The 22,264-nt window shown below is 58.2% G+C and carries 20 protein-coding genes and 3 pseudogenes; 18 read left to right on the top strand and 5 right to left on the bottom strand.

Features of this window, described 5'->3' with window-relative positions; translation table 11 throughout:
• Positions 1 to 375 precede the first annotated feature (375 nt).
• The 4 genes and pseudogenes from ACP7DD_RS21510 to ACP7DD_RS21495 all read right to left on the bottom strand — a co-directional run.
• Positions 376 to 1,038 (bottom strand): annotated as a pseudogene (locus tag ACP7DD_RS21510) (IS4 family transposase); the annotation flags it as partial.
• A 337-nt stretch (positions 1,039 to 1,375) separates the two neighbouring features.
• A complete protein-coding gene (gene istB, locus ACP7DD_RS21505; RefSeq protein WP_426176876.1) occupies positions 1,376 to 2,110 on the bottom strand; it encodes an IS21-like element helper ATPase IstB in 735 nt (244 codons plus the stop codon).
• 11 nt (positions 2,111 to 2,121) lie between these two features.
• Positions 2,122 to 3,660 (bottom strand): annotated as a pseudogene (istA, locus tag ACP7DD_RS21500) (IS21 family transposase).
• Positions 3,661 to 3,888: 228 nt separating this feature from the next.
• Positions 3,889 to 4,559, bottom strand: a pseudogene (locus ACP7DD_RS21495) (IS4 family transposase); the annotation flags it as partial.
• A 143-nt stretch (positions 4,560 to 4,702) separates the two neighbouring features.
• Here ACP7DD_RS21495 and ACP7DD_RS21490 point away from each other — a divergent pair.
• Positions 4,703 to 4,960, top strand: coding sequence for a hypothetical protein (locus ACP7DD_RS21490; RefSeq protein WP_426176875.1), 258 nt, complete (start codon positions 4,703 to 4,705; stop codon positions 4,958 to 4,960).
• Positions 4,961 to 6,127: 1,167 nt separating this feature from the next.
• Here the strand turns inward: ACP7DD_RS21490 and acnA are convergent.
• Positions 6,128 to 8,866: an aconitate hydratase AcnA gene (gene acnA / locus ACP7DD_RS21485; RefSeq protein WP_426176874.1), complete on the bottom strand. Its 2,739-nt coding sequence runs from the start codon at positions 8,864 to 8,866 to the stop codon at positions 6,128 to 6,130.
• A 578-nt stretch (positions 8,867 to 9,444) separates the two neighbouring features.
• Here acnA and ACP7DD_RS21480 point away from each other — a divergent pair.
• From ACP7DD_RS21480 to ACP7DD_RS21400, 17 genes are all read left to right on the top strand, one after another.
• Positions 9,445 to 9,771 (top strand): HesB/IscA family protein, encoded by a 327-nt coding sequence (locus ACP7DD_RS21480; protein ID WP_426176873.1) that lies wholly within the window; start codon positions 9,445 to 9,447, stop codon positions 9,769 to 9,771.
• A gap of 119 nt (positions 9,772 to 9,890) precedes the next feature.
• Positions 9,891 to 11,327: a Fe-S cluster assembly protein SufB gene (sufB, locus tag ACP7DD_RS21475; protein ID WP_426176872.1), complete on the top strand. Its 1,437-nt coding sequence runs from the start codon at positions 9,891 to 9,893 to the stop codon at positions 11,325 to 11,327.
• On the top strand, positions 11,324 to 12,130 hold the full coding sequence (gene sufC, locus ACP7DD_RS21470) for a Fe-S cluster assembly ATPase SufC (protein WP_426176871.1): 807 nt from the start codon (positions 11,324 to 11,326) through the stop codon (positions 12,128 to 12,130). The genes sufB and sufC overlap by 4 nt, the downstream gene beginning before the upstream one ends.
• On the top strand, positions 12,127 to 13,476 hold the full coding sequence (sufD, locus tag ACP7DD_RS21465) for a Fe-S cluster assembly protein SufD (protein WP_426176870.1): 1,350 nt from the start codon (positions 12,127 to 12,129) through the stop codon (positions 13,474 to 13,476). The genes sufC and sufD overlap by 4 nt, the downstream gene beginning before the upstream one ends.
• Complete coding sequence (locus ACP7DD_RS21460) at positions 13,473 to 14,741, top strand: SufS family cysteine desulfurase (RefSeq protein WP_426176869.1); 1,269 nt, start codon at positions 13,473 to 13,475, stop codon at positions 14,739 to 14,741. The genes sufD and ACP7DD_RS21460 overlap by 4 nt, the downstream gene beginning before the upstream one ends.
• Positions 14,738 to 15,250, top strand: coding sequence for a Fe-S cluster assembly sulfur transfer protein SufU (sufU, locus tag ACP7DD_RS21455; protein WP_426176868.1), 513 nt, complete (start codon positions 14,738 to 14,740; stop codon positions 15,248 to 15,250). Before ACP7DD_RS21460 ends, sufU begins: the two co-directional genes overlap by 4 nt.
• 27 nt (positions 15,251 to 15,277) lie before the next feature.
• The gene (locus tag ACP7DD_RS21450) at positions 15,278 to 15,838 is read left to right on the top strand and encodes a NifU family protein (protein WP_426176867.1); all 561 of its coding nucleotides are present in this window, start codon (positions 15,278 to 15,280) and stop codon (positions 15,836 to 15,838) included.
• A 70-nt stretch (positions 15,839 to 15,908) separates the two neighbouring features.
• Complete coding sequence (locus tag ACP7DD_RS21445) at positions 15,909 to 16,310, top strand: hypothetical protein (protein ID WP_426176866.1); 402 nt, start codon at positions 15,909 to 15,911, stop codon at positions 16,308 to 16,310.
• Positions 16,311 to 16,323: 13 nt separating this feature from the next.
• Positions 16,324 to 16,644 (top strand): non-heme iron oxygenase ferredoxin subunit, encoded by a 321-nt coding sequence (locus ACP7DD_RS21440; RefSeq protein WP_426176865.1) that lies wholly within the window; start codon positions 16,324 to 16,326, stop codon positions 16,642 to 16,644.
• A gap of 28 nt (positions 16,645 to 16,672) precedes the next feature.
• Positions 16,673 to 17,677, top strand: coding sequence for a lipoyl synthase (gene lipA / locus ACP7DD_RS21435; protein ID WP_426176864.1), 1,005 nt, complete (start codon positions 16,673 to 16,675; stop codon positions 17,675 to 17,677).
• A gap of 25 nt (positions 17,678 to 17,702) precedes the next feature.
• Positions 17,703 to 18,053, top strand: coding sequence for an iron-sulfur cluster insertion protein ErpA (gene erpA / locus ACP7DD_RS21430; protein ID WP_426176863.1), 351 nt, complete (start codon positions 17,703 to 17,705; stop codon positions 18,051 to 18,053).
• 8 nt (positions 18,054 to 18,061) lie between these two features.
• Positions 18,062 to 18,442, top strand: a complete 381-nt coding sequence (locus ACP7DD_RS21425; RefSeq protein ID WP_426176862.1) for a group II truncated hemoglobin — start codon at positions 18,062 to 18,064, stop codon at positions 18,440 to 18,442.
• Complete coding sequence (locus tag ACP7DD_RS21420) at positions 18,439 to 18,669, top strand: hypothetical protein (protein WP_426108135.1); 231 nt, start codon at positions 18,439 to 18,441, stop codon at positions 18,667 to 18,669. Before ACP7DD_RS21425 ends, ACP7DD_RS21420 begins: the two co-directional genes overlap by 4 nt.
• A 44-nt stretch (positions 18,670 to 18,713) precedes the next feature.
• On the top strand, positions 18,714 to 19,943 hold the full coding sequence (gene serA / locus ACP7DD_RS21415) for a phosphoglycerate dehydrogenase (protein ID WP_426176861.1): 1,230 nt from the start codon (positions 18,714 to 18,716) through the stop codon (positions 19,941 to 19,943).
• A gap of 17 nt (positions 19,944 to 19,960) precedes the next feature.
• A complete protein-coding gene (locus tag ACP7DD_RS21410) occupies positions 19,961 to 20,605 on the top strand; it encodes an FAD-binding oxidoreductase (RefSeq protein WP_426176860.1) in 645 nt (214 codons plus the stop codon).
• 6 nt (positions 20,606 to 20,611) lie between these two features.
• Positions 20,612 to 21,343 carry an FAD-linked oxidase C-terminal domain-containing protein gene (locus ACP7DD_RS21405; RefSeq protein ID WP_426176914.1) on the top strand — a complete coding sequence of 244 codons (732 nt, stop codon included), beginning with the start codon at positions 20,612 to 20,614 and terminating at the stop codon, positions 21,341 to 21,343.
• Between the two features lie 354 nt (positions 21,344 to 21,697).
• Entirely contained in the window at positions 21,698 to 22,171 is a 474-nt protein-coding gene (locus tag ACP7DD_RS21400) for a recombinase family protein (protein WP_426176859.1), read from the top strand.
• The last annotated feature ends 93 nt before the right edge of the window (positions 22,172 to 22,264 follow it).

Raw genomic sequence — 22,264 nt, 5'->3', positions numbered from 1 at the left:
GAGGACATATTTTATACTATTTTATAGATTATTTTCTGATATAGTGTTCGGGCGACGTCACTGTGAGCTGATTGGTGCCCACAACGAACAAAAACGGCTTATGGAAACGTGAGGCGGCTCCGGAAGACCCGGGAACGGCGGTGCTGGCTGACGGACCATTTAATAATCCGCTAATTCGATTGCGCTATCCAGAACATATTGTTGAGCTCGTGAGTAATCCATGGATGCAGTTCAGTTGGGGCCGCTTGTCATCCCCATGCAGGTTGCGCTACTGATCACGAGCCTATTGCTCGCTCATTCTGTCGCGACATGGTTTCGCACGTCACGCGTTCTCGACCCTGGCCCATGTCGTTATACATAAGTCATCCGAGCCCTTCACGTAGCGCGCAATGTCTCGGCGGCGGCGTGGACTTGATCGAGCCCGCGCCAGATCGTTTTTGCGCCAGGTTCACCGTCGCTCTTTCGGCCGAGGAACCCGCCCACCTGCGCGATGAGCCGTACGACTTCATTCACGGTTGGAGGGATGACCGGCATCTTCTTTTTGGTCAGTAGACGGGCGCCGCGTATCTCGTCGGGATCGAAGAACAACCGGGCGTCCAAGTCAGGACAGGTTCTGCCTTTGCGCATCAAATAGGTGACGCGCCAGGCGACCACCATGAACAGGGCCAGTGCCCGTTCGATCCGGTCGATCGCCGACAGTTGCAACGCTTCGACTTCGCAACCATTCTTGAGGACATGGAAATAGATCTCGATTTCCCAGCGAGCCCAGTACCAGTCGATCAGTTCGATGGCCTGCTCAAGCGTTGGTGCTGGTCGGTTCGTCAGCAGACGCCACTCGATCGGTTTGACGCCCTTGGGCGCGCCTATTTCGCGCGCCACTACACAGGTGGCAGTGATGCGTCCGCCCGCGCCATCCGATATTTCGACCGCTCGATTCCACAGTTGCTGGCGCACCGTGCGCGCCTTTTGCTTGTCGCGTGCCCCCAGCGTAAAGGTGATCTCCCCCAAGGCCGCACCGGCGCTGGCGTGGGCCCACAGTGCGTATTCCACGCAAATCAGCCACCCATTCCACAGCAATCCGGCCAGCCAGTCCACCGTAATCCGGCCACCTGGTCCACGCCAATTCAGCCACCCATTCCACATGATGGCGGCCAGTCAGAGCGTAGCGACGCGGGGTTAGTGTTTTTTACTATGATCTCCCTTTGCAGGTCAATCATTTTCCTTTTTTACCGCAGGCCTTTTCATGACGGCTGCATGCAGGACGGGACGTCGACATAGCCTTGTCCACGGCGGCCGGCGTGGTCCCTATCCAGACCATGAACGCTCGCCGCGGTGGGCAAGGCGGTGCCTGCGCACGTGCCCCTTATGCTTATCGTCAGACTGGTTTGCCGTTCTTGCGCAGCGACTCGCCGGACAGGTCTAGCGAGTGGGCCTGATGGACGAGGCGGTCAAGAATCGCGTCGGCAAGCGTGGGATCTCCGATTGACTCGTGCCATAGCTTCTGGGGCAGTTGGCTGGTGATGATGGTTGAACCGGCCTGGTGGCGGTCCTCGAAGATCTCCAGCAAATCGCGCCGGCCCTCGTCATTAAGCTTGGGCAGGGCCCATTCGTCGATGACCAGCACCGCCGTCTTGGCCAGTTTCGCCAACGTCTTGCCGTAGCTGCCATCGCCGCGTCCGAGCGCCAGGTCGGCGAGCAGCCGTGGCAGGCGCACGTACAGGGCGCTGTGGCCTTGGCGGCAAGCCTGGTTGGCCAGCGCGCAGGCAAGATAGGTCTTGCCGATACCGGTCGGACCGCACAGCAGAACGTTCTGGTGCTCGGTGACCCAACGGCACGTCATCAGGCGGGCGAACATGGCACGATCCAGACCGCGCGGGTGGCAGAAGTCGACGTCTTCCAGCGTGGCCGCCTGCCGCAGCTTCGCACGTTGGAGGCGCGCCCCGTTCTGGCGCGATTCGCGTTCGGCCAGCTCGGCGTCGACGAGCAGGCCGAGCCGCTCTTCGAACGACAGCTGGCCGATCTCGGCGTGCTGGCTTTGCTGGGCCAACGCCTTGGCCATGCCGGCCAGGCGCATCTGTTGAAGCTTGTCGTGGGTGGGATGATTCAACATGGTAACGTCCTTCAATGATAGTAGTTGGGGCCACGCACATTGGCGTGGTCGAACGGCAGACTCGATTGGGCCGGCACGCTGACCGGCTTGCGGTCAAGACCATGCTTGAGGATCGACTGCAGGCTGCGGTAGGACGGCGTGCCGACGGCGATGGCACGGTCGCAGGCCGCTTCGAGACGGTCGGCGCCAAACTGCTTGGCCATCCGTACAATGCCCAGGCAGGCGCGATATCCCTGCTGTGGATGTTGGTGCTGGCGCATCGCGCTGGCAACGACGGCGCAGGTGTGCGGACCGATGCGCGCGGCCCAGTCGGTAAGACGCTGGGCACTCCATCCATTGACCTCCTGGTGCGCCGCCGTCATGTGTGCATCGACCGTCGTGTGCCGGCCCTTGAACGCGCTGCGTACATGGCTGGCGACCCGGCTGCCGCGATGGAACAGTTCGACGACCGACACCGTCAGGCGCACATCGACCGTCTCGCGGGCGAAGCGGTGCGGCACCGAGTAGTAGTGGCCAGCGACATCGACGTGGTAGTCGATGCCGACGGTGGCCACCTTCCATTCGGCAAACTCGTAGCGCGTCGCCGGCAGCGCCCGCATGGCCGGTCGGTCAAGCTCCTCGAACACCGATTGGCGGCAACCCGGCAGCTTCTGGTACGGTCGCGCGTTCAGGGCGCCGAGCAGCGGGCGTATGCTCCGGTTCAGTTCGTCAAGGCTGAAGAAGCGCTGGTTGCGCAGCTTGGCCAGAATCCACCTCTGGGCCAGCAGCACGACAGCCTCCGCTTTCGGCTTGTCGCGGGGCCGATACGGCCGGGCTGGAAGCACTACCGAGCCATAGTGTGCGGCCAGATCACGGTAGGTGGGATTGATTTCCGGGGCCTAGAAGCAGGGCTTGATGACGCCGCTCTTGAGGTTGTCGGGCACAAGGGCTGCGGGAGCCGCTCCCATGTGCTCGAAGGCGCGCACGTGGCTGCCGATCCAATCTGGCAGCGATTGGCTCCAGGTCGCCTCGCAGTAGGTGTAGCTCGATGCGCCCATGGCGGCGACGAAGATGGCCGCCTCGCGTATTTCGCCAGTGCCGCGGTCGGTGATCGATACCGTGTTGCCGGCGTAGTCGACGAACAGCTTTTCACCTGGCGTGTGGGTCTGGCGCATCGTCACCGACAGCTTGCCGACCCGGCGCCGGTAGTGCTCGCAAAAGCCGCTGTACAGGTAGCCGTCCAGGTGGCGTTCCTTGTACTCCTGCCACAGCAGGTCCAGCGTCACGCCCTTGCGGCCCAGTTCCCGGTGCACATGCGCCCAGTCGGGCAACGGACGGCTCGTGCCCGATGGCGCCATCGGCGGATACAGTTTCGCCTCCAGCATCGCATTGTCCCAGTCGGCAGGCACCGGGTAGCTCACGCCGGCGAGCGTAGCCCGGCGCACGATCTCGCCAACCGACGTGCGCGCCACGCCGACGATTCTGGCAATCTCCCTGGTGCTGCGCCCATCGTCCTGGCTCAACCTCAGTATCTCGATAATATCTCGCATGGACAACCTCCTATTCGCCATCTGATCCTCAACAAAAATTGCCGAGGATGGCACAGTTGTCCCGCGTACTACGCTCGTTCCTGGCCGTCAGGCAGGTCGCCGATCAGGTGGCCGGATTGCCGTGGAACGGGTGGCCGGATTGGCGTGGAATCGGTGGCTGGATTGGCGTGGAATGGGTGGCTGGATTGGCGTGGAATGGGTGGCTGGATTGGCGTGGAATCGGTGGTCGCATGGCCATGGAATACGCACCCACAGCTTGTCGCCATCGCCATCGGGCAAGCAGCGGTTGTGCTTGGCCCGCACCAACCAATCGACTGGCGTGTCCAGTTCGCGCGCGCGGCGCATCATCGCCACCAAGTCGGCCTCGCGGTCGGCCACATACACCAGCCGTGTGTCCGCCATGTTAGCGGCCATCTCGGCGACGCGCTCGTAGCCTTCGATCCAGCGAGCGCTTTCTTTCTGCCCATGGCGCACACCGTCGGCATCGCGCATTTCACGCGCCCACATCCATGCATCGAGCACACCCAGCGGTTCGCGCCCTGGCGTGACCGCATACGTCGGATGCAGGTACATCCCGCGCCGTGCTTCGTAGTTCAGCGGTCCGAGGCCTTCAGCTTCCTGGCCGTTGAAATCGAGTTCGGTGGTGTCTTGAATGCACAGCACAACGGGATGTTCGCGCATGCGTTCCTGGGTGCGTTCCCAATGCGGGGCAAGAATTCCCTCCCACGACACCTCGTCGTTGCCAAGAAAGCGTAGGCCGCGCAGGTTTCGCTCCAGTTGTCGCATGCCTGCGGGATGCTCGCCGTCGGTGTCGCCGCAAATCGTTCCATCAATGTTCTCGCTCCCTTGTTGAGGCGAGCATCGCCAAGATTGAGTCCCGCAAATTCTTGATCCGTCCAGCGCTGCGTTACCTTGGTCAATGCGTCACCCAAAGTCAGAGAGTAAACGCGATCTCACGAAAGCTTACAAGCCCCATCTGCAACTCATTGAATGTTAACGACTTTTTGGGCCAGGCTGAGCGGGGCCGCGGACTTATGTATAACGACATGACCCTGGCCCCATAATGTGGAACATGATATTGATCGGCTTTTTCGAAGAATGGCTGCGAGATACAAGTGGCTGTGCTTCCGAAGCCGATCTGAGCGAGGAACGTTTGGTGGAGCTTGTAGGTACCACTCTTCGAGAAATTACACCAGAAGCGCGCGCCAGAGGTTTCGTCGACCTGGCAAACCTGTGCTATGCGATGGCCGACAAGACTCTAGGCTCCCAAGTTGCAACCAAATGCTTGGCGGTGGTGATAAGCGCCGGCCAACGCCACTGACCGGCCAGCCGAGGCGACTGCTCAGCCGCACCCACACAGCCATCGGCGGGCACCTCTCAGCGCCGGAGATCGAGCGAAATGATTGTCTTGGCCAGCCAACTGATGAAGATAGTCGCCGCGCGCCGCCCGAAGTTGCTACCCAAGCGCTCCAATGGCGGCGCGGCCGTCGGCGAGGGCGCCATCAGCCGCCTACCAGCCGAGGTGCCTGTGCGCGTACAGTGTTTCGGGGCGGAGCCTTCGTTGATCGCAAAGGGCGCGAAGCGACCTGGCTATCGCCGCTAGCCCCCGATACCGCAAAAGAGATTTTGAGGTGATGCCCTACGTTCTCGCAGCCACAGTCGGGCGATAAATTAACCCCTCGGTCGTAGACGACGCGAACTCTTACCCCAGGCAATGCCAGATCTCGAGATCAGTGGCGCCGGCGCGCTACTCCCGCCATCATCGCGTCCGAACGCCATCGCCCGCCATGATCGATGACTCAGCATTGATGAAATAGGGGTACACAATGGGTACGCGGGCTGATGCGAGAAACTAAAAGAACAAAGCTTGGAATTAAACCGGGCTAAGTCCTTGATTTTACTGGTGGGCCTCCCGTGAGTCGAACACGGCACCGACGGATTATGAGTTTGACAGCGAAACCGTCTGTCAAGCACAATCAAAGTAATGTAAGCGTAATTTGTAAAAGTTAAAAGTAATTACGAATCAGTAGTTTCGCGTAGTTTTACGGAATCGGGCAAACATGGTGGGTGTACCGTATGTGTACCGTTTTTTCCGGAGCCGCCGAATCAATTAATGAGGAGCGAGCCTGCGGCGCATGGTTCGCTGGAGACGTGCTACGGAGGCCGCCGGATCGTCCCTTCGGTTAGATCCACAATGCCGGCTTCGCGGTCCTTGCCAAGCCCCATTTTGCCATGGTGATGTAGCGCCTAGCCATCTGAAAATGGCGATGCGGTGCATTTGCTTGGGGTTCTACGCCGGAACCCCCGAAAATTTTGTCACCCGAAATCCAGCGCGGCCAGGAGCGCGTTCAGGTCGATCATCTTGCCATTACCTATCGCACGTGGGGTGCCCTGCGCTCGTGTGACCTAACCGAACACATAGCGACGAAAGTCAATCGCAGTCATCCGGTCCACGGCAAGGACGCCTTTCTCCTTGCTGCAAGGCCCATCACACAGCCTTTCTGGACGCCAGCTGGCGTAGCACATAATGCAGGATGCCGCCATGGCGAAAGTACACGACTTCCTTGGGCGTCATCAACAGCACCTGCGCTTTGAAGGAAACCGCGCGACCATCAATGCTGGTGGCGACAACGTCGACCATTCGACCAGCACCATCTTGCAGACCGGTGATGTCGAGCAACTCATTGCCCGTCAAGCCCAGGGATGCGCCATTCTGACCGGCCATGAATTGCAGGGGCAGCACGCCCATGCCGACCAGATTGGAGCGATGGATGCGCTCGAAGCTTTCGGCGATCACGGCCTTGACGCCCAGCAGCATCGTGCCCTTGGCCGCCCAATCTCGGGATGAACCCATGCCGTATTCCTTGCCGGCGACAATCACCAGCGGCACGCCGTCGGCCTTGTACTTCATCGCCGCATCGTAGATCGCCAGCTTCTCGTTCGACGGATAGTGGATGGTAGCGCCGCCTTCCTCTCCGGCCAGCATCAGGTTCTTGATGCGGATGTTGGCGAAGGTGCCGCGCACCATCACGTCGTCATTGCCACGACGCGAGCCGTAGGAGTTGAAGTGCGCCGGCGGCACACCGCGCGATTGCAGGAAACGACCGGCTGGCGAATCGGCCTTGATGTTGCCGGCCGGCGAAATATGGTCGGTGGTGATCGAATCGCCAAAAAGGCCAAGCAGGCGCGCGCCATGAATGTCGCCGATGCTACCGACGCTCATCTGCATGCCTTCGAAGTAGGGCGGGTTCTTGATATAGGTCGAAGCCTGGTCCCATTCGAACGCTGCGCCATCGGGCGAGGCAATCTGGTTCCAGCGGCTGTCGCCGGCGAAGACGTTGGCATAGTTGCGCTTGAACAGCTCCGGGCTGACATTGCGCGCGATCAAGTCGCCTATTTCCTGGTTCGACGGCCAGATGTCACGCAGGTAGACCGGTTCGCCATCACTGCCGGTGCCTAGCGGCTCACTCGTCAAGTCGATGTCCACCGTGCCGGCGAGCGCATAGGCGACCACCAGCGGCGGCGACGCCAGGTAATTCATTTTTACTTCCGGATGCACCCTGCCTTCGAAGTTGCGGTTGCCGGACAGGACCGCGGCGACGACCAGGTCTTGCTCGGCAATGTCACGCGTCACGTCGTCGGGCAGCGGGCCGGAATTGCCGATACAAGTCGTGCAACCGTAGCCGACGATGAAGAAACCAAGCTTTTCCAGGTCAGCGAGCAGGCCTGCCTTGGTCAGGTAATCGGTCACCACCAGGGATCCCGGGGCCATCGAAGTCTTGACCCATGGCGCGGCCTTGAGACCCTTGGTCACGGCATTGCGAGCGACCAGTCCGGCCGCCAACATCACCGCGGGATTGGAGGTGTTGGTGCAGGAGGTGATCGCGGCGATGACCACGGCGCCGTCCTTGAGCGCGACATCGCTGCCCTTCAACGCCGGGCTCGACGCGTTGACCGAGGTGTCATGCTCGACGGCGGTGTCGCCACCCTCGTCTTCGAAGCGTTGCACGGCAACCTTGCCCGGCTTGCGATTGGCGACGAAACCACTCAAATTGGTGGTGAAATTGTTCTTCATGTCCGACAGCAGCACGCGGTCTTGCGGTCGCTTCGGACCGGCGAGCGACGGCAGCACGGTGCCCATGTCCAGATGCAGGGTCGCGCTGTACTCGGCTTCCTGGTCGCTGCGCCACAGGCCTTGCGCCTTGGCGTAGGCTTCGACCAGGCGGATCTGTTCCTCACTGCGCCCGGACAGGCGCAGGTAGTTCAGCGATTCATCATCGATCGGGAAGATGCCGCACGTGGCGCCGTATTCCGGAGCCATGTTGCCGATCGTCGCGCGGTCGGCCAGCGGCAGGTGATTCAGGCCGTCGCCATAGAATTCGACGAACTTGCCGACCACGCCGAGCGAACGCAGCATTTGCGTGACGGTCAGCACCAGGTCGGTTGCGGTCGCGCCTTCGGGCAGCTTTCCGATGAGCTTGAAGCCGACCACCTGCGGGATCAGCATCGAACTTGGCTGACCCAGCATCGCGGCCTCCGCTTCGATGCCGCCAACGCCCCAGCCCAGCACGCCCAGGCCATTGATCATCGTGGTGTGTGAATCGGTGCCAAACACGGTGTCCGGAAACGCGTACTTCACGCCGTCAATATCGCGCGCCATCACCACGCGCGCCAGGTTTTCCAGGTTCACCTGATGCACGATGCCGGTGCTGGGCGGCACCACCTTGAAATTGTTGAACGCTTTCTGGCCCCAGCGCAGGAAGCTGTAACGCTCGCCGTTTCGGGCAAATTCGATCTCGCTGTTGATGTCGCGCGAGTCGGGCTTTCCGTAGGAATCGACCTGCACCGAATGGTCGATCACCAGCTCGGACGGGATCAGCGGGTTGATGTTGGTCGCCGAGCCGCCGAGCTTGACGACGGCGTCGCGCATCGCCGCAAAATCGACGATGCAGGGCACGCCAGTGAAATCCTGCAGCACCACCCGCGCCGGCATGAAGGCGATTTCCGTTGCCGGCTCGTCCGTCGCATTCCACTGCGCCACGGCCTCGATCGACGCCTTGGTCACTGACACGCCGTCTTCGTAGCGCAGCAGATTTTCTAGCAAGATTTTCATCGAGAACGGCAGCCGGGTCAAGTCGAAGCGCTGGCCCAATTTTGCCAGGCTGAAGATGGTATAGCCGGTGCCGTTGACGGTGAGAAGGTCGCGGGTGGAGAAAGAATCGCTCATTTGATGCTCCTGAGAAGGAATTGCCAAGGATTTCGGATGGCTACAGCATGCAAGAAGCATTTCAATCTATCAGATTGCCGCTCGTCGTGCCGAGGCACGACAGGTTCTGCGGGGCGATCAGCACGCTCTGGTGGTGGCAACCGCGCCGCCGCAGGAGCCAATCCCGCCCACCACCGTTGGCGCAAACCGGTTTCAGGCACAACCTGTTGCAACCGCTACATGGTCGGTCTAGTCCAGACTTCGCTTGTGCGCAGTTCGTGGTTTCTTTCTGCGCTGGGTGAATCTGGTTTGGCCGAATACCCGCTTAAACAGCATGGTTGACTAATTTAGTCGGGTATTATAAGCTGAATTGTTGACTAAATTAGTCAAGTATTTCGAGCGCGGTGTTTTGAGTGAAGTTTGACAGCAGATATCGCGTCAACTGGGCCGGTCGGCAACTGCCATCACAACGGCGTCGTCGGTGCGGTGAAGGGGCAAGGGCGGGCGAGGTCCGCATTTGGCAATCGGCCCGTCCGGCGATCAACACGGCCCGGTGTGCATAAAAAGGTGAATAGAAATGACAATTACATTGACGGAAAATGCAGCGAAAAAAAATTCAGGCCGAGCTTGCGAAAAACGGCAAGGGCCTCGGTCTGCGCGTGGGTGTCAAAAAAGTCGGCTGTTCCGGCTTTGCATACACATTCGACTACGCCGACGAAGTGCGTGCTGGCGACCATGTGTTCGAGTCGCATGACGCGACGCTTGTGGTCGATGCTGTCAGCCTGCCATTTCTGGCCGGCTCACGCGTTGATTTCGTCAAGAAAGGATTCAATGAGACGTTCAAGTTCGACAACCCCAACGCCGAGAGCGAGTGCGGCTGTGGCGAGAGCTTCAACTTGAAAAAAACACCGCTTCTCCGTAAATAGCCACGGAGCACCACCGGAGTTGCACGAGTGTCGCCGGGATTGTGAGCTCTTTGATATTTTTCGTTTTTCAAACAGGTTCAATTTCACATATTCGGTATGGATAACATTGAGGTAACTTTATGAGTGCGGTACTGCAAAATCTAGTCAACCAACCCTACAAGCATGGTTTCGTCACGAAGATCGAATCGGATGTCGCACCGAAGGGCCTCAATGAAGACATCATTCGCCTGATTTCAAGCAAGAAGAATGAGCCAGAATGGCTGCTCGAATTTCGCCTCACGTCGTACCAAGCATGGCTCAAGATGACGGAGCCAGAGTGGAAAAACTGTCACTATCCGAAGATCGATTTTCAGGCAATCAGCTATTTCGCCGCGCCCAAGGTCAAGGCCAAGTTGAAAAGCATCGATGAGGTCGATCCTGAATTGCTGCGTACCTTCGAGAAGCTTGGCGTGCCCCTGCACGAGCGCATGGCGATGGCGGGCGTCGCGGTCGATGTCATTTTTGACAGTGTGTCGGTGGCCACGACCTATAAAGACAAGCTGGCCGAGGTCGGCGTCATTTTCTGTTCGATGTCGGAAGCGGTGTTGGAGCATCCCGAGCTGGTGCAGAAATATCTGGGCAGCGTGGTTCCTGCTGGCGATAACTATTACGCGGCCCTCAACTCGGCGGTATTTACCGACGGCTCGTTTTGCTTCATTCCCAAGGGCGTCAAATGCCCGATGGATTTGTCGACCTACTTCCGCATCAACACCGAGGAGTCAGGGCAATTCGAGCGCACCCTGATCATCGCCGAGGAAGGGGCGTCAGTGTCCTACCTGGAAGGTTGTACCGCGCCAGCGTTCAGCACCAATCAGCTCCATGCGGCGGTGGTCGAACTGGTCGCCCTCGACAATGCCGACATCAAGTATTCAACCGTGCAGAACTGGTATGCCGGTGACGAAAACGGTGTCGGTGGCATTTACAATTTCGTGACCAAGCGCGGCCTCGCGAAAGGCGTCAACTCGCGTATTTCGTGGACCCAGGTCGAGACCGGGGCAGCGATCACCTGGAAGTATCCTTCTGTCGTCTTGCTGGGCGATAACTCGGTCGGTGAATTCTATTCGGTCGCAGTCACCAACAACTATCAGCAAGCCGACACCGGCACCAAGATGATCCACATCGGCAAAAATACGCGCAGTACGATCGTCAGCAAAGGCATTTCCGCCGGTAAATCGAACAACAGCTACCGCGGGCTGGTCAAAATTGCGGCCAGCGCCGCCAGAGCGCGCAATTATTCCCAGTGCGATTCGATGTTGATCGGCGACGAGTGCGGCGCCAACACCTTCCCGTATATCCAGGTACGCAACAACAGTGCCCAGGTCGAGCACGAGGCGTCGACCTCGAAGATCGGCGAGGACCAGATGTTTTACTTTGCCCAGCGCGGGGTCGATGCGGAGGCCGCAGTATCGATGATCATCAATGGCTTTTGCAAAGACGTATTTCAACAATTACCACTGGAGTTTGCGGTCGAGGCGACCAATCTCCTCAATTTCAAACTGGAAGGAAGTATCGGATGATTTACCAGGACAGCAAAATCTTGCTCGAAGTGCGCGGACTGTGCGCGAGCGTGAATGGCATCGACATTTTGAAAGACCTCGACTTCACGGTAAGGAGCGGCGAAATACACGCCATCATGGGCCAAAACGGTTCCGGAAAAAGCACCTTTGCCAAGGTGCTCGCGGGTCACCCCGCCTATGAAGTGACCAACGGCACGGTGCTCTTCGAAGGCCAGAACCTGTTTGAACTGAAACCCGAAGAACGTGCGCGCGCCGGTTTTTTCCTGGCCTTTCAGTATCCGATCGAGGTGCCCGGCGTCGGCAACAGCCAGTTCCTGCGCCTGACTTACAACACGGTCCAAAAACAGCGCGGCAAGGATGAGCTCGACCCGCTGGAGTTTGACGACTTCGTGCGCGAAAAGATGAAGTTGCTGGAAATGAGCCCCGATTTCCTCGATCGCAGCGTCAACGCAGGTTTCTCCGGTGGCGAGAAGAAACGCAACGAAATATTGCAGATGGCGTTGTTAGCGCCGCTTGTGGCTGTCCTCGATGAGACCGATTCCGGCCTCGACATCGACGCCCTTAGAATTGTCGCCCACGGTGTCAACCAGCTCTCCACCAAGGACAATGCGATCGTGATGGTGACGCACTATCAGCGTCTGTTGAACTATATCGTGCCCGACTACGTGCATGTCATGGAGGCTGGCCGCATCATCAAGACCGGTGCCAAAGAGCTCGCACTGGAACTCGAGTCGCGCGGCTACGACTGGGTCAGCGCCGAATACAAGGGTGCGGCGAAGGCTGCGAGGAGTGTAAGCGCATGAGCGAAACCACCGCACTGACTCCGACCATTGCCGGGAGTTATCTTGCAAGGCTGTTGGCAGGACAGCCGCAGCTCGCTGCGAGCCCGTTGGCGTGGCTCAATGCGCTGCGCAGCGACGCTCTCGAGCGCGCCGGCGCGCTGACCCTGCCCACAACACGTGACGAGGAGTGGCGCTTTACCGATATTTCTCTGTTCACCAAAATGTCGTTTGCTCCGGCACAAAGTGCAACGCATCTGGACGCGGCCGATGTCGCCCACTTTTTTATTGAAGAGGCGACTCGCCGTCTGGTGTTTGTTGATGGCATCTATGCGCCGCAGTTGTCCATCGCCGGGACAGACATCGGGACAGACAGCGGCGTGGTGGTGTCCAACCTGTCGGCAGCGATTGCTGCGCACGCGAGCAGGATCGAGCCGCATCTCGGCCGTCATGCGGCGTTCGACAACGATACATTCGTGGCGCAAAATACCGCATTTCTGCATGATGCTGCAGTCGTCCTCGTGCCGCGCGACGTCGCCGTGGAAGCGCCAGTGCATCTGCTGTTTATCGCAACCCAAAAAGATGTCGTCAGCACGCCCCGTTGCCTGGTGCTGGCCGACGCCGGTAGCGCCGTGACGGTGATCGAGGATTACGTCGTGTTGTACCAGCCACGCTGGCAAGAGGAGCCCCATTTCACCAACGCGGTAACCGAAATCGCGCTGGCAGATAATGCCCATGTGAATCACGTCCGGGTTCAGCGCGAAGGCAGTCAAGCGTTTCATATTGCAAACTGCGCGGTGTCACTCGGACGCGCCAGCAATTATTCGTCGGTGAGTGTTGCGCTTGGTGCGCGCATTTCACGCTACAACCTGAAGGTGGTGCAAGAGGCCGAAGGCGCCACTTGCGCGCTCGACGGCCTGACGCTGATCTCGGGGCGACAACTGGCCGACACCCACACCCTGATCGACCATGCCCAGCCAGACGGCTCGAGCCACCAGCTGCACAAATGCATCGTCGGCGGCAGTGCGCACGCCGTGTTCAACGGCAAGGTCATGGTGCGCGAAGGCGCGCGGCGCACCGACGCCCAACAGTCCAACCGCAACCTGCTATTGACAGGCAAGGCGCACATCGACACCAAGCCGCAACTAGAGATTTTCGCTTCCGACGTGAAGTGCACGCATGGTGCGACCGTTGGCCAGCTCGACAGCGAAGAGGTGTTTTATCTGCAGAGCCGTGGCTTGCCCGAGGCCGCTGCCCGTAACCTGCTGACGTATGCGTTCGGTGCCGAAGTCATCGACCGGATCCCGGTGGCATCGCTCAAGCGCCAACTCGAGCAGACCGTGCTCGAACAAACTACCAGCCTGCCATGACCACCATTCAGACTGCACCGAAGGCAGCAGCAGCGACGCCGGCAGCGCGATTCGACGTCGATCGGATTCGCGCCGATTTTCCGATCCTCACGCTCCAGGTCAATGGCAAGCCGCTGGTGTATCTCGACAATGCGGCCTCGAGTCAGATGCCGCACCAGGTGATCGATCGCCTGGTGCGTTATCAGAGCACGCAGCACGCCAATATCAATCGCGCCGTGCATACCCTGTCGGAACTTGCGACCAACGAATTCGAGGCAGCGCGTCGCACGTTGCAGCATTTCATCCACGCGCGAGAGGAACGCGAAGTGATCTTCACCAGCGGCACCACCGATGCGATCAATCTGGTGATGCACGGCTACGGTCGCAAGTTCATCGGGCCTGGCGACGAGATCATCCTGACCACGCTCGAACACCATTCGAACATCGTGCCGTGGCAGATGCTGGCTGAAGAAAAAGGCGCGACGATTCGCGTGGTGCCGGTCAACGACGCCGGTGAGCTGCTGATCGACGACTACGAGAAGCTGTTTAACGGGCGCACCAAGTTCGTCGGCGTGACACACGTCTCGAACGCGCTAGGCACGATCAATCCGATCAAGCAGATGATCGCCTTTGCCCATGCGCGCGGGGTGCCGGTGCTGGTCGACGGTGCGCAAGCGGCGCCGCACATGCGGGTCGACGTGCAGGATCTCGATTGCGATTTTTACGCATTTTCAGGGCACAAACTGTGTGGCCCGACCGGCATCGGCATTCTTTTCGGCAAAGCCGCACTGCTGGAGTCGATGCAGCCATTCAAGGGCGGCGGCGACATGATCCTGTCGGTCACGTTCGAAAAAACCACCTACAACACGATCCCGCATAAATTCGAGGCCGGCACACCACCGATCGCGGCCGCGATCGGGCTGGGTGCCGCTGTTGATTATCTGTCGGCAATCGGTATGGACGCTATTGCCGCGCACGAACTTGCGCTGCTCGACTACGCCACTGAGCAGATGGTTCGAATGCCGGGCGTGCGCATCATCGGCACCGCTTCGCGCAAGGCCGCAGTGCTGTCGTTCGCAGTCGAGGGTGTGCATCCGCACGACATCGGGACGCTGCTCAATCTGGAAGGCGTCGCGGTGCGCACCGGACACCATTGCGCGCAGCCGGTGATGCAGCGCTTCAAGGTGCCGGCCACCTCGCGCGCCTCGTTTGCGTTTTATAACAGCATGGAGGAAGTTGACGCCCTGATCGCCGCCATCCGCACCGTGCAGAAAGTGTTTTTATGATGGCCGATCCTAGAGCGTTATATCAAGAGGTGATCCTCGACCATAACAAGCAGCCACGCAACTACGGTACGCTCGCGTGCCGCAGTCATCATGCGGTGGGGCATAATCCGCTGTGCGGCGACCATATCGACGTTGAACTCAATATGGGTAAAGCGCTCGGCAGTGGCGCCGCCGGCCAGTCCATCGAGGCCATCGCGTTTCAGGGTTCGGCGTGCGCCATCTGCAAGTCGTCGGCTTCGATGATGACGATGGCCGTCAAAGGCAAGACGCGCACCGAGGCCGAAGTACTGATCAATGAGTTTCTCGATATGGCGACCGGCAAGCTCGAGCTTGCCGACGCTCACCATATCGGGCGGCTGCGGGTATTTTCCGGCATCCGCGACCTGCCGGTGCGCGTGAAATGCGCGATCCTCCCGTGGCACACGCTGCATGCCGCGCTCAATGCCATGCAGAACACGTCGACCGAGGCCGAACATGATCCGATGCACGCGGCGATCGGCGATGCCTGATCCGGATCCGATAGTGAGGGAATGACCATGCCAAAGATTGCCGAAATTGAAGACACGCCCAATCCGAATGCGGTGAAGTTCACTCTTCATGAGCCGCTCAGCTGGGGTATCGCGCACTCGTACGAGAACCCCGTGCAAGCCAAGGACGATGTGCTCGCCAGCACGCTGTTCGACATCGAGCATGTCAGCAATGTGTTTTACGTTGACCGCTGGCTCACGGTCACGCAGGACGGCGGCGCCGACTGGCCGGACCTAGTGCGCCTGATTGCCGTACCGCTGCGCGCCGCGCCGGCGGCGCAGGCGCAATCGGCCGCCATGGTTGCTGCGGCGAGCAGCGCAATCCTGGATCTGAGTGCCGACGATCAGCAGCGCCTGGAAAACATCAACGAGCTACTCGACGAGCAAATCCGTCCCTCTTTGCAAGGCGATGGCGGCAACTTGCACGTGGTCGGCCTGGCCGGCAATTATCTCAGCATCCACTATCAGGGTGCCTGTGGCACCTGTCCGAGTTCCATCGCGGGCACCCTCAAAGGTATCGAGAATCTGATTCGCACGATTGAACCGGAGATCGAAGTGTTGGCTGTGTAAGTCTTGATGCGCCGTGGTATTTCCCGGTTGGTCTCTGGGAACCGCTTGCGTTGAAACGCAAGCACACAGCATGACACCGATTGCCTTGACCATCGTCGGGTCGGGTCGGTTTGGCGCTGCCGACATGCAGTCCGACCTGAAGATATTTAAGCCGCGGAACGTCGCACCCTCTGAACTGAAAACGACAAGGAACTTAGCCATGCAAACGTCTGACCAGGACCCACAAGCGAAGGCACGCGCCTGGCACGTAATCACACCAGGCGGTCGGCACCGGGAAGCTGCCCGGGATACGGCAGATCATCGCCGTCGGCAGCGCCAAGGGCGGCATCGGGCAATCACCGGCGCGAACCAGCGGAACGAAGGTGAACGCTTCGGCCTCTTTATGATCGGCTCGGAGTTACTGAAGGCCACGCCGGCTGGCAACCGTTTTGAAAAAATATGTGGAGGAACTCGTTGGCGCGCAAATAGATGAATGAGGAATAGCAATGAGTGAATGGGTAACAGTCGCGCGTGTCGCAGAGTTCGGTTCCGGCGAGCGCCGGGTTGTCGAGCTCTATGATACGCAGGTCGTGGTGTTTAACCTGGGTGGGCAATATTATTCCATCGAAGATGTCTGCACGCATGATGGCGGACGGCTCACTGGCGGCACTGTCGAAGGCGATCAGATCGTTTGCCCTCGCCACGGCGCACGTTTTTGCATTCGCACCGGGGCGGCATTGTCCGCGCCGGCCTATGAGCCAACCAGCACGTTCCCGGTACGCATGCAAGATGGCGTGATTCAGGTACGCGACGACCGTTGGGATTAATCGCACAATGAGTGAGGACAACTGCAACATGAGCACCGAAACCATCACCTTCAGAAATATTGTCGCTGTACTGCCGCAGCCATCGGAGACCAATCATCTCCCTGATCGGACGGACCAGCAAAGAGGCTCGCAAAAGACCAAACGGGACCAGATGCTTCCGGGCGCAAGATTGCCCAAGCCAAGCTGGATCCGCGCCAAGGCTCCGTCCTCGTCGGGCCGCTACAGCGACATCCAGAACATCGTCAGCAGCAACGCTTTGGTGACCGTCTGCTCGGAGGCGTCGTGCCCGAACATCGGCGAATGTTGGAGCAAAGGCACCGCGACCTTCATGATCATGGGTGACAAATGCACGCGGCGCTGTCGGTTTTGCAACGTCAGCACTGGCCGCCCCGACGCACTCGACGCCAACGAACCGGAACGGCTGGCCAGAACCATTGCGTTAATGATGCTCAATTACGTGGTCATTACCTCGGTAGACCGCGATGACTTGCGCGACGGCGGCGCCAGCCATTTTGTAGCATGCATCGTCCAGATCCGCGCCCGTGCACCGGCCACGCGCATCGAAATTCTGACGCCTGACTTCGCTGGTCGGCGCGACCTGGCGCTCGATATCCTCAGCGGCGCGCCGCCGGATGTGTTGAACCACAACATAGAAACCGTGCCGCGTCTGTACAAGGAAGCGCGTCCCGGCGCCGATTTCCAGAATTCGCTGAACCTGTTGCAGCGTTTCAAGCAACGCCATCCCGCCATACCGACCAAGTCCGGGATCATGGTCGGGCTGGGCGAGACCGATGCCGAAATCTTGCAAGTGATGCGCGATTTGCGGGCGCACGACGTCACCATGTTGACCATCGGCCAGTACCTGCAGCCTTCCGGCGGTCACCTGCCGGTGCGCCGCTATGTGCACCCGGATATGTTCAAGATGTATGAGAAAGAAGCTTACAAGATGGGCTTTGTGAATGCGGCGTGCGGCCCGATGGTGCGCAGTTCCTACCATGCCGATGAGCAGGCTGCCCGAGCAGGCGTGGTTTAATTTTAGTATTTACCTGGAGTCATAAATGAATGCAATTGTTGAAATACCGGCACCGATCATCTTTACTGATAATGCAGCAATGAAAGTCGCCCAACTGATTGAAGAAGAAGGAAATGCGGACCTGAAGTTGCGCGTATTTGTGCAGGGCGGCGGTTGCTCAGGTTTCCAGTACGGCTTCACTTTTGACGAAGTCGTCAATGAAGATGACACGGCGATGGTGAAAAATGGCGTGCAATTACTCATCGATTCAATGAGTTACCAGTACCTGGTCGGCGCAGAAATCGACTACAAGGATGACCTCGAAGGGGCCCAGTTCGTCATCAAGAATCCGGGTGCGACGTCAACTTGCGGCTGCGGCTCTTCTTTTTCGGCCTGATTTTAAACATGACGACGCACTACAACCGCATCGGGGGCGCTGAAAAGGTACGCGCGCTGGTCACCCGCTTCTACCGGAGCATGGACGAACTGCCGGAGTCCTATGGCATTCGCCAGATGCACCCCGACAATTTGCAAGGCTCGCAGGACAAGCTGTTCAAATATTTGTGTGGCTGGATGGGCGGACCAGCGCTCTATGTGCAGCAATACGGTCACCCGATGCTGCGCCAGCGTCACCTGCCTTTTTCCATCAGCGACTGCGAGCGCGACCAATGGATGCTATGCATGAATAGTGCACTGCGCGATGAGGTGGAGGACGCCGATCTGCGCCGCGAGTTGTCAAACGCCTTTGCCAAAGTTGCCGACCACATGCGCAATAAACCGCAATGACCCTGACGCTCAGCAGGCTCAATGACAGCGTTTATCGCGTCCTCGCTGACCAGGGTCTGCATGTGGGCAACCTTAAGTTGATTGAAGGGCTGTGGAAATTCAAGGCCATCGGTTACGAGCGCAATGGCGACATCATTCCAGGCTGGGGTCCGCTCACCGAGCTGCACAATACCACCTTCGTCGCGCTCGACGAGGCTTTGATCAACGCCAGGCTTGTACCGACTTGAGACGCCGACGCTGCGGTTTACCCTTTTAGATTCCAGGAATTGTAATGAGCCAATTGTCTTTAGATAAATCAAAAATCCGCTTTCTGTTGCTGGAAGGTGTACATAAAAATGCCATCGGTGTCTTGAGCAGCAATGGTTACACCAATATTGACTACCTGCACACGGCGCTCGATGAAGATGCGCTGATCGAAAAAATCAGGAACGTCCACTTTGTCGGCATCCGCTCGCGCACCAAAATTAATGAAAGAGTATTGCAAGCGGCCGATAAACTGATTGCCATTGGCTGCTTCTGTATCGGCACCAACCAGGTCAATCTGCGTGCAGCGATGGCCAAAGGCATTCCTGTTTTCAATGCGCCCCATTCCAATACTCGCTCTGTGGCTGAACTTGTGCTGGCCGAAACCATCCTGCTATTGCGCGGGATTCCGGAGAAAAATGCACTGGTGCATCGCGGCGGTTGGTCGAAATCTGCAGAAGGCTCGTTTGAAGCCCGTGGCAAGACACTGGGTATTGTCGGTTATGGCAACATCGGCAGTCAATTATCCGTGCTGGCGGAAGCGCTGGGCATGCATGTAATTTATTATGATGCCATCACCAAACTACCACTGGGTAATGCTCGTCAGCTGGGCACACTGGACGAGCTGTTGGCGCAAGCCGATGTCGTATCCCTGCATGTGCCTGAAATCGCTTCGACCGAAAACATGATGGGTGCCAAACAGTTTGCAACAATGAAATCTGGCAGCATCTTTATCAATGCCGCACGTGGTAGTTGCGTCGATATCGACGCGCTGGCTGCGGCGCTAGAAAGCAAACAACTCGGTGGCGCTTCGATCGACGTGTTCCCAAAAGAACCGAAAGCCAACGATGAAGAATTTCTGTCGCCGCTGCGTCGATTCGACAACGTTATTTTAACGCCGCATATCGGTGGCTCGACGTTGGAAGCCCAGGCTAATATCGGTCTGGAAGTGGCCGAGAAATTTGTCCGCTACTCCGATACCGGCGCCACGCTGTCGGCGGTAAACTTTCCGGAAGTGGCAGTGCCTTTACTCGCTGGCAAGCACCGTTTGCTGCACATTCACAAAAATATCCCCGGTGTATTGTCTGCCATTAACGGCATTTTCGCTGAAAATGGCTTCAATATCTCGGCACAGAGCCTGATGACCAATGATGCGGTAGGATATCTGGTGATGGATGTCGATGTCGACTATTCCACCGTGGTGCTGCACAAGCTGCAGGAAATTGACGGCACGATTTGGGCCCGCGTATTGTATTGATGAACTGACACCAGACCATGATCGAAAAACTGCAAGCCATCGTAGGCGCGACCCACGTCAAAATAGATGCCGACAGCTTGGCAAACTGGGCTTGTGACGCAAGCCGCCAATATGCGCCGGCCGCCACAGCCATTGTGTTTCCAGCCAGCACCGAAGAAGTGCAAGCCATCGTCAAACTGGCCAATCTGGAAAAAATCGCTTTGGTGCCATCGGGTGGCCGCACCGGTTTGTCGGCCGGCGCCGTGGCCGCGCATGGCGAAGTCGTGGTCAGCTTCGACCGGATGAACAAAGTGCTCGAGTACTTACCTCTCGATCATATAGTGCGGGTCCAGGCTGGCGTGCTGACTGGGCAACTTCAGCAGTTTGCCATCGAGCAAGGGCTGTATTATCCGGTCAATTTTGCATCGGCCGGTTCCAGCCATATCGGCGGCAATATTGCCACCAACGCCGGCGGAATCAAGGTGATCCGTTATGGCATGACCCGCGACTGGGTGCTTGGTTTGACCGTCGTCACCGGCAACGGCGACATTTTGCACCTGAACAAGGGTATGACGAAAAATGCGACCGGATATGACTTGCGGCATTTGTTTATCGGTGCCGAAGGCACGCTCGGTTTTATCACAGAAGCGGAGATCAGGCTGGAACGCCAACCGCGCGATTAGCGTGTGATGGTACTGGGTATGCCCGACTTCAATTCGATTATGCTTGTCCTGGCGGCGTTTCAAGCTAGGCTGGACTTGACCGCCTTCGAGTTCTTTTCCGAACTAGCGCTGCAATGCGTGATTGCCGATGGCAATGTGGCCCGTCCGTTCCAGGATGCGACACCGTTTTATGTGTTGCTCGAATTTGAAGCTTCATCACCCGTCGTTGAAGAGCCGGCGATGCAAGTCTTTGAAGCGTGCATGGAGGCCGGCTGGGTACAAAATGGCGTAATGAGCCAGAGCGAAACCCAGGCCAGGCAGTTATGGCGCCTGCGCGAAGACATTTCGGCGACGATCGCCAAATTCGCGCCGTATAAAAACGATATTTCCGTGTTGATTACGCATGTGCCGGCATTTGTTGTCGACATCGACGCCATCGTGCAGGCCAACTATCCGGACTTCGATATCGTCTGGTTTGGCCATATTGGCGATGGTAATTTACACCTGAATATTCTCAAGCCTGCCAACTTGGGCAAGGACGAGTTTCTTGCCAAATGTCAGATTGTGAACCGATCGGTGTTTGAAACTGTGCAAAAATATGACGGTTCAATTTCTGCCGAACACGGTGTCGGCATGACCAAGAAGCCGTATTTGGGCTATACCCGGTCAAAGGAAGAAATTGCGTATTTACAGGCGATCAAGCAGGTGTTTGATCCGAACAACATCATTAATCCGGGCAAAATTTTTGACCTGACATAGACAGCATTTGCGCGCACTGACTGTTCTGCCGCTATGTGTAGCGCCCCCAAACCGGCGGAATTTGTCCATCTCAAATCACCAAACCAGCGATGGGCTCGACATTGATCGGTTCGTTCTATGTTCGAAGTTGCTGCGGAGTTTTTTTAAGTTTTTCATATTGAAAAAGGTTATTGATTTTTACAGGACAAGCCTGATCGGTCTGATTTCGGTGTCTGCGGCCCGTCGGAAAACAGTTGTTTTACGACAGCCGCTCAACTGTCACCCGAAACGTCCGCTCATCGCCTTTAAAAACATGCGGAAAACCTTGTCGCTATTGGCTACTATACGGAAACTTAATCTTAATGGTTTCCGCTTATGCTGGTTGGCTACATGCGCGTGTCGTCGGACTCCGACCGGCAGAACACGGATTTGCAGCGCGACGCGTTGCTCGCTGCCGGCGTCGATGCGCGCCACATGTATCAGGATCGCGCCTCCGGCGCAAAGGATGATCGTTCGGGTTTGATCCAAGCGCTCGAATTCGTCCGGCCCGGCGATGTGCTCGTGGTCTGGAAACTGGATCGGCTCGACCGCTCGCTGTCGCACCTGCTCGCCATCGTGAACACGCTGAAGGAGAAACATGTCTCCTTCCGGTCGCTGACCGAAGGTATGGATACCACTAGTGCATCGGGCAAGCTGCTGTTCCACGTGTTCGGCGCGCTCGCGCAGTACGAACGGGCCTTGATTCAGGAGCGGGTCATTTCTGGTCTGGCCGCTGCCAGGCGGCGCGGCCGAATCGGCGGGCGACCCGCAGCCATCGTGGGCGCCCGAGTTCGACAGTTGAGCGCGTAAGTTATTGATTCATATAGAGGCGATGTTAAAAAATGCCACTACAGGAGGGTCAATTGGGTCTCAAGGGTGGGTTTCTTGATCGTCAGGGCGGTG

Source organism: Massilia sp. TWR1-2-2 (assembly GCF_049897565.1).
Taxonomy (GTDB): Bacteria; Pseudomonadota; Gammaproteobacteria; order Burkholderiales; family Burkholderiaceae_D; genus JAFCUW01.
Note: the sequence above shows the minus strand (reverse complement) of the source record. Positions and strands in the feature narration are given on the sequence as shown.

Bases quoted from the DNA above. Each gene is read 5' to 3' on its own strand.
- serA (WP_426176861.1), top strand. From the start codon at position 18,714: ATGAGCCAATTGTCTTTAGATAAATCAAAAATCCGCTTTCTGTTGCTG.
- ACP7DD_RS21420 (WP_426108135.1), top strand. From the start codon at position 18,439: ATGACCCTGACGCTCAGCAGGCTCAATGACAGCGTTTATCGCGTCCTC.
- ACP7DD_RS21450 (WP_426176867.1), top strand. From the start codon at position 15,278: ATGCCAAAGATTGCCGAAATTGAAGACACGCCCAATCCGAATGCGGTG.
- ACP7DD_RS21400 (WP_426176859.1), top strand. From the start codon at position 21,698: ATGCTGGTTGGCTACATGCGCGTGTCGTCGGACTCCGACCGGCAGAAC.
- sufU (WP_426176868.1), top strand. From the start codon at position 14,738: ATGATGGCCGATCCTAGAGCGTTATATCAAGAGGTGATCCTCGACCAT.
- sufD (WP_426176870.1), top strand. From the start codon at position 12,127: ATGAGCGAAACCACCGCACTGACTCCGACCATTGCCGGGAGTTATCTT.
- ACP7DD_RS21440 (WP_426176865.1), top strand. From the start codon at position 16,324: ATGAGTGAATGGGTAACAGTCGCGCGTGTCGCAGAGTTCGGTTCCGGC.
- acnA (WP_426176874.1), bottom strand. From the start codon at position 8,866: ATGAGCGATTCTTTCTCCACCCGCGACCTTCTCACCGTCAACGGCACC.
- istB (WP_426176876.1), bottom strand. From the start codon at position 2,110: ATGTTGAATCATCCCACCCACGACAAGCTTCAACAGATGCGCCTGGCC.
- ACP7DD_RS21405 (WP_426176914.1), top strand. From the start codon at position 20,612: ATGGTACTGGGTATGCCCGACTTCAATTCGATTATGCTTGTCCTGGCG.
- ACP7DD_RS21480 (WP_426176873.1), top strand. From the start codon at position 9,445: ATGCAGCGAAAAAAAATTCAGGCCGAGCTTGCGAAAAACGGCAAGGGC.
- erpA (WP_426176863.1), top strand. From the start codon at position 17,703: ATGAATGCAATTGTTGAAATACCGGCACCGATCATCTTTACTGATAAT.
- sufB (WP_426176872.1), top strand. From the start codon at position 9,891: ATGAGTGCGGTACTGCAAAATCTAGTCAACCAACCCTACAAGCATGGT.
- ACP7DD_RS21425 (WP_426176862.1), top strand. From the start codon at position 18,062: ATGACGACGCACTACAACCGCATCGGGGGCGCTGAAAAGGTACGCGCG.
- sufC (WP_426176871.1), top strand. From the start codon at position 11,324: ATGATTTACCAGGACAGCAAAATCTTGCTCGAAGTGCGCGGACTGTGC.
- ACP7DD_RS21460 (WP_426176869.1), top strand. From the start codon at position 13,473: ATGACCACCATTCAGACTGCACCGAAGGCAGCAGCAGCGACGCCGGCA.
- ACP7DD_RS21490 (WP_426176875.1), top strand. From the start codon at position 4,703: ATGTGGAACATGATATTGATCGGCTTTTTCGAAGAATGGCTGCGAGAT.
- ACP7DD_RS21410 (WP_426176860.1), top strand. From the start codon at position 19,961: ATGATCGAAAAACTGCAAGCCATCGTAGGCGCGACCCACGTCAAAATA.
- ACP7DD_RS21445 (WP_426176866.1), top strand. From the start codon at position 15,909: ATGACACCGATTGCCTTGACCATCGTCGGGTCGGGTCGGTTTGGCGCT.
- lipA (WP_426176864.1), top strand. From the start codon at position 16,673: ATGAGCACCGAAACCATCACCTTCAGAAATATTGTCGCTGTACTGCCG.